We start from the raw sequence: 5,690 nt of genomic DNA on the forward strand, positions 1-5,690 counted from the left end.
AGTTCCAGAAGCGCATCTCAAACGCACCCGCATTGCGCATGCTCTGTCGTCCCATGTTTGACACGGCATCCACCGGGATGACGGTGGTGAGCTGCGGCACTTTTTCCAAGGCGATCGCGTGCTGCGTGCCACCCACATACGAGGTGCCCACCATGCCGATCTTGCCGTTTGCCCAGGGCTGTGCGGCGATCCATGCGGCGCAGTCCGTGCCGTCCACGCCATCATCGGTCATCCAGTGCCAGACGCCTTCGCTGGCATAGCGCCCACGGGTGTCCTGTGCCACAAACGCATAACCATGCGCCGCAAAATACTCACCGAAACTTTTCGCGCCGTCCTTGTTGTAAGGCAGACGCGTGAGGATGACGGGCAGCTTTTCGGCGCTGCCCGCAGGCAGATAAATATCTGTGGCGAGCTTCACGCCATCACGCATCGCCACCATGACGTTCTTCTCGACCTTAACGCCCGCTTCCTGGGCATTAAGGAAAGAAGCAACCAGCAGGACCGCCATGATGGCTGCGCGATGAATCATAATCTTACTCCGCGAGAAGTTTGGTCACCCGTTCTTCCAGTCCGCCACGCGCATTGGTGCTCACAACCATGCCCTTCTTATTGAGCAGCCACATGGCGGGGATGGAATTGATGCCGTATTTGGAGGAGATGTCGTTCTGCCAACCTTTGCCGTCAAAGTACTGCGGCCATTCCATGCCTTTCTCCTTCACAAAGGCCTCCAGTTCGGCCTTTTCACCATCGAGCGAGATGCCCACAATTTCAAAGCCCTTCGGGTGCAGTTCCTTATAAGCCTTGAGCACATTCGGCAGTTCGGCCACGCAGGGCCCGCACCAAGTGGCCCAGAAGTCGATGAGAACGACCTTGCCCTGAAGTTTTGACACATCCACTTCACGGCCGTCCACGGCGGTGAATTTCAATTCAAGCGGCTTGGTCTTCAGGTCGGCGGCGGCCTTGATGCTCATGATCTTGCCTTCCACCACCTTGTTCATCTTTTCAGCGGGAAAATCCTTCAGATGCTTCTCTGCTTTCGCCAGCCATGCGGCGGTGTCCCCTTCAGAACTTTCGGCGGCTTCGGCAGACTCCATGACACTCATCAAACTGGCCTGCGATTTGGTTGCAGGTTTGGCGTCTGCAGCTTTGAGAATGTCTTCAAGGCTGACGGCTTTCTTTTCAGGAGCCGGGACCCCTGCGACTTCACGCGCACGTCCGACCATCATCTCAAACAAGGCGGCATCCCAGCGGGAGGGATTTTCGGGCGCAGCCTTCATGGCCGCCGAATGAGCGGAATCAAACTCTGTCAGTCCCTTTTTCAGCAGCGCGATCGCTTCCTCCCGGGATTTTGGTTTGTCCTTGGGATTTTTGATGCCTTCGACAATGTCATCCACCTTTTGCCATTCAGCGTCGCCATTGGCGGCATGCAGGAATGAAGAAGCGGCCAGGAACAAAGTCGTGACCCCGATGCTGAGAAGGCGATGCGCGTTCATGAGTCATGACTAAACGTGAGACCGCCGCCTCACCAATCTTTTCACGTGAAGATTTCCGTCAATGACACCGGTGAGGCCTGGGAGAAAGGTCCTGAGATTATTCGGCGAGCAGCTTCGTGACCTTCTCTTTCATATCCTCAAAAGCATTCATGCTCACGACCACGCCCTTCTTGTTCAGCAGCCACATGGTGGGAATGGATTCGAGTTTGTATTTGAGGAAGAGCGCGTTCTCCGGGCCTTTGCCATCGAAGTACTGCGGCCATTCCATGCCCTTGTCTTTTACGAAGGCTTCCAGCTCGGCTTTGTCGGCATCGAGTGAAATGCCGATGACTTCGAAGCCCTTCGCATGCAGCTCCTTGTAGGTCTGCTGGACGATCGGCAGTTCTTCGACACAGGGGCCGCACCAGGTGGCCCAGAAGTCGATGAGGACGACCTTGCCCTGCAGTTTGCTCACATCCACCTCACGACCATCAAGAGCGGTGAACTTCAGTTCGAGTGGTTTCGTCCGGAGATTGATGTCAAACATCCTGTCCTCCACCATCTTGTTCAGCTTTTCGGTGGGGAAATCCTTCAGATGCTTCTCCGCCTGGGCGATCCATGCCGCTGCGTCGCCGCCTGGGGCGATCGCCGCGTCAGAAGCCATCATGACAAGGGTCAGGCTGGCCTGTGATTTTGTCTCGGGCTTGGCGTCTTCGGCTTTGAGGATGTCCGCGAGGCTGATGGGTTGTTGATCAGGGCCAGGGACATTCGCCATCTCGCGTATCCGTCCGAGCATGGAGTCAAAGAGCGCGACATCCCAGCGGGCGGGGTTGGCAGGTGAGGCCTTCATGGCGGCCTCATAGTTCGCATCAAACTCTTTGATGCTCTTCTTCAGCATCACCATCGCTTCATCGTCCGACTGCGGTTTCACCTTCGGATTTTTGATGCCTTCAATGACGTCGGTGACCTTTTTCCATGCGCCATCGCCGTCAGCAGCACGAAGAAAAGGGGAAGCGGTCAGGACGAGAGTCGTGACACCGAGGCAGAAAAAGCGGAGAGCGTTCATGAAAAAGGGAAAGTCTAAACGGATGAAATCCACACCACCAATCTTTTTACGCGAAGATTTCCGTCACGGCCCTCCCCTTCCCGTCTTCGGTGACGTAGAAGGGCCGGCCTTCGATTTCGAATTCCGTCTTCGGACTGATGCCCATGGCGGTCATGATGGTGGCATGCAGGTCCATGACGCTCACGGGATTTTTGGTGGCAATGAGAGGACGCTCGTCGGCGGTCTCGCCATACAGGTGGCCTTTATTCACGCCGCCGCCAAACATCACCACGCTGGTGCCGCCGGTGAAATGGCGGTGCAGACCGTAGTGCTTCATCTCACTGAGCGTATCGACTTTGAAGGTGGTCTGGTCGTTAGCGGTGGAGCCAGGTTTGCCTTCCATGAGCGCATCGCGGCTGAACTCGCTGGCAATGACGATGAGCGTGCGTTCCAGCAGCCCCTTCGCCTCCAGATCACGCACGAGCTGTGCGATGGGCAGGTCGATCTCCTTGTGCATGGCTTCCACGGTGGTGTGACCGTCTTTGTGCGTGTCCCATTGGAAGAAGGGCACGTATTCAGTGGTCACTTCGACGAAGCGTGTGCCCGCCTCGACCAATCGGCGGGCGAGAAGGCAGCCACGGCCAAAGCGGCCGGTGTCATACTTGGCGTAGCTCTCTTTGGGCTCCAGGGTGATGTCGAAGGCTTCGCGCTCCTTGGCGCTGAGCAGGCGGTAGGCGTTGTCCATGCTGCGCAGCATGGACTCCTGCTGGTAGTCGCTCATGAATTCGCGCTGCGGGCTTTGATCGACGAGCTTGCGGAAGAGACGGTCGCGATTGGCGAAACGATTCGCATCCATGCCCTTTGGTGGTTTCACCGACTGCGCGGCTTCTTCAGGAAACGGCAGGTTCATGGGGCCAAACTCGCTGCCAAAAAATCCGGCGGTGGTGAAGGCCTTCAGCTCTTCGCTTTCGCCCACGCCTTCAAGCCGCTGGCCGATATTGATGAATGCGGGCATCACGGCATTGCGCGGGCCCAGCACCTTGGCCATCCAGGAGCCGATGTGCGGGCATGCCACTGTCTGCGGCGGCACATAGCCGGTGTGCCAGTGAAACTGGTGCCGTGAATGCAAAATGCTGCCTAGGTCAGGCTGCACCGCGCTGCGGATCAGCGTGGCGCGGTCCATCACCTGCGCGATGTTTTCCAACCCCTGGCAGATTTTGATGCCATCCACGTTGGTGTTGATCGCGGGGAAGGTGCTGAGCATGCGCTTGACCTCCAACCCCTTCTCAAACGGCAGGTAACCCTTCGGATCAAACGTGTCCGGCGCCGCCATGCCGCCGGCCATCCAGAGCAGGATGCAGGCGTCGGCCTTGGCAGGAGGATGCGTCACCTTGTCACCCGTTTTTGCCCAGATGGCACGCGGCGCGCCGGTCATCCATGCCGCGGTGCTGGCGGCCGCGAGCTTCTTCAGGAAATCGCGGCGGATGAGATGCTCGGGGAGGGTGGGATCGATGTCGTGCATGACAGTACTCAAACGCTGCGAGATTCACTTCACTGGCGCATTTTTCTTTTTCGCCTGCCCTCTCGGTGGATCGCCCGGCATGCCGGAATGCATCTTTCCGGCCGAGGGATCGTGCGGACCTTCAGGCAGGGTCTTGGCCCATGCGGTGACTTGAGCAGAAAGCTTTTCAACCACCTCAGGATGGTGTTCGGCGAGGTTGTTGAGCTGGGCGAGGTCTTTGATGATGTCATAAAGCTCCACGCGGCTGCGATCAGGATTCATGAGCAATTTCCAATCACCATCGCGGATGGCGAGTTCGGGGCTGTGGTGAAAGGGTTCGCCGGCGATGTTGAACCGCCATTCCCACATGAGCGGGCGCGTGCGCGGACGTGAAGAGCCAAACAGGACATCGCTCACCTCCTCGCCATCCAGGGCATGATCGGCAGGGAGCGCTGCACCGGCGATCTTGCAGAGGGTCGGCAGCCAATCGACCCCAGCCATGACCGCTTTATCCTCGATGCGACCCGCAGGCACCTTGCCCGGCCAGCGCACAATGCCTGGCACACGAATGCCGCCTTCGTAGAGGCTGCGTTTGCGACCACGGAAGGGGCCAGCGCTGCCGACGCCGCTGTGGCCGGCATTGCCGATGTGGATGTCTTCGGGCCCATTATCGCTGCTGAACAGGATGAGCGTGTCCTTGTCCTTGCCGAGTTGTTCGAGTCCGGCGAACAAGCGCCCGATATGCGTGTCGAGGTCCGTCACACTCGCGGCGAAAATCTCCATGGCCGCAGCATGCGGGAAGTCTTTGCCGCCGGCGCGCAGGTGCGCATACGGCTTCAGTTGTTCAGGCGTCGGATTCAGCGTGGCATGGGGCACCAGCGTCCAGAGCTGGAGGTAAAAAGGCTTGTCGCCGGCCTGCTCGATGAACTTGAGCGATTCATCGACAAACACAGCCGTGGATTTGGCGCGAAAGTAAGGATCTCCTCCCGGTCCGTTCGCGCCGTCTTTTTCCGAAGTGCCGACAAAGTCGAAGCCGTAGGCGTCGATCGGCGGCCCGCCGGAGTTGTTGCCCAGATGCCACTTGCCGATGTGCGCGGTGGTGTAGCCAGCGGATTTCATCAAGCGCGCAGCATTCGGCACCTGCGGCTCCAGCCAGTTCGACATGCCACGCGCATCGTTTTGCTCCTTGGTGGCGTAGTGGCCATGGATGCGATGCCGCGCTGGATACTGACCGGTGAAAAAGGCGCAGCGGCTCGGCGAGCACACGGAGGCGTTCACATAAAACTGTGTGAACAGCGTACCTTGCCGGGCCATTTTGTCCAGGTTCGGGGTGCGGATGGTCCTGTTGCCATAACATCCGAGATCCCCCCAGCCGAGATCATCGGCCAGAATGAAAATAATGTTGGGCTTTTCGGCCGCCGAGGCGGCAGCAGTGAGGAGCAGGAAAAGGGCGAGAAAGCAGCGCATGGCAGCGGCAAACGATGCCGGAGGACTCAAACTGTCAGCAATGCACCCAAGATTCCATGATTGACGGGCGTCTTGCTATCGCCATCTCCATACTTGTGCTGATCAGTCTCCACCATCTGCTGTTTGTGCTTCTGCCCGTCGCTCTGACGGTGCGCCTGTACGTCAAACCACGACCGGCCACGACCGACGTGGCGAATGGCATCGC

The 5,690-nt window shown here is 58.5% G+C and carries 5 protein-coding genes; all 5 read right to left on the reverse strand.

The window, feature by feature from the left end:
- A partial coding sequence (locus ACIREA_RS25205) for a CocE/NonD family hydrolase (RefSeq protein ID WP_397385088.1) occupies positions 1-529 on the reverse strand: 529 nt, incomplete at its 3' end.
- Positions 530-533: 4 nt separating this feature from the next.
- Positions 534-1,493 carry a TlpA family protein disulfide reductase gene (locus tag ACIREA_RS25210; protein WP_397385089.1) on the reverse strand — a complete coding sequence of 320 codons (960 nt, stop codon included), beginning with the start codon at positions 1,491-1,493 and terminating at the stop codon, positions 534-536.
- Positions 1,494-1,590: 97 nt separating this feature from the next.
- Complete coding sequence (locus ACIREA_RS25215) at positions 1,591-2,538, reverse strand: TlpA family protein disulfide reductase (RefSeq protein WP_397385090.1); 948 nt, start codon at positions 2,536-2,538, stop codon at positions 1,591-1,593.
- Positions 2,539-2,584: 46 nt separating this feature from the next.
- On the reverse strand, positions 2,585-4,039 hold the full coding sequence (locus tag ACIREA_RS25220; RefSeq protein ID WP_397385091.1) for a DUF1501 domain-containing protein: 1,455 nt from the start codon (positions 4,037-4,039) through the stop codon (positions 2,585-2,587).
- Positions 4,040-4,063: 24 nt separating this feature from the next.
- Positions 4,064-5,485, reverse strand: a complete 1,422-nt coding sequence (locus ACIREA_RS25225; protein WP_397385092.1) for a sulfatase — start codon at positions 5,483-5,485, stop codon at positions 4,064-4,066.
- Positions 5,486-5,690 lie beyond the last annotated feature (205 nt).

This window comes from Prosthecobacter sp., from assembly GCF_044373815.1.
Taxonomy (GTDB): domain Bacteria; phylum Verrucomicrobiota; class Verrucomicrobiia; order Verrucomicrobiales; family Verrucomicrobiaceae; genus Prosthecobacter.

What these genes read in the sequence shown, in the direction of transcription:
- ACIREA_RS25225 (WP_397385092.1), bottom strand. Translation starts at nt 5,485, where the DNA reads ATGCGCTGCTTTCTCGCCCTTTTCCTGCTCCTCACTGCTGCCGCCTCG.
- ACIREA_RS25215 (WP_397385090.1), bottom strand. Translation starts at nt 2,538, where the DNA reads ATGAACGCTCTCCGCTTTTTCTGCCTCGGTGTCACGACTCTCGTCCTG.
- ACIREA_RS25220 (WP_397385091.1), bottom strand. Translation starts at nt 4,039, where the DNA reads ATGCACGACATCGATCCCACCCTCCCCGAGCATCTCATCCGCCGCGAT.
- ACIREA_RS25210 (WP_397385089.1), bottom strand. Translation starts at nt 1,493, where the DNA reads ATGAACGCGCATCGCCTTCTCAGCATCGGGGTCACGACTTTGTTCCTG.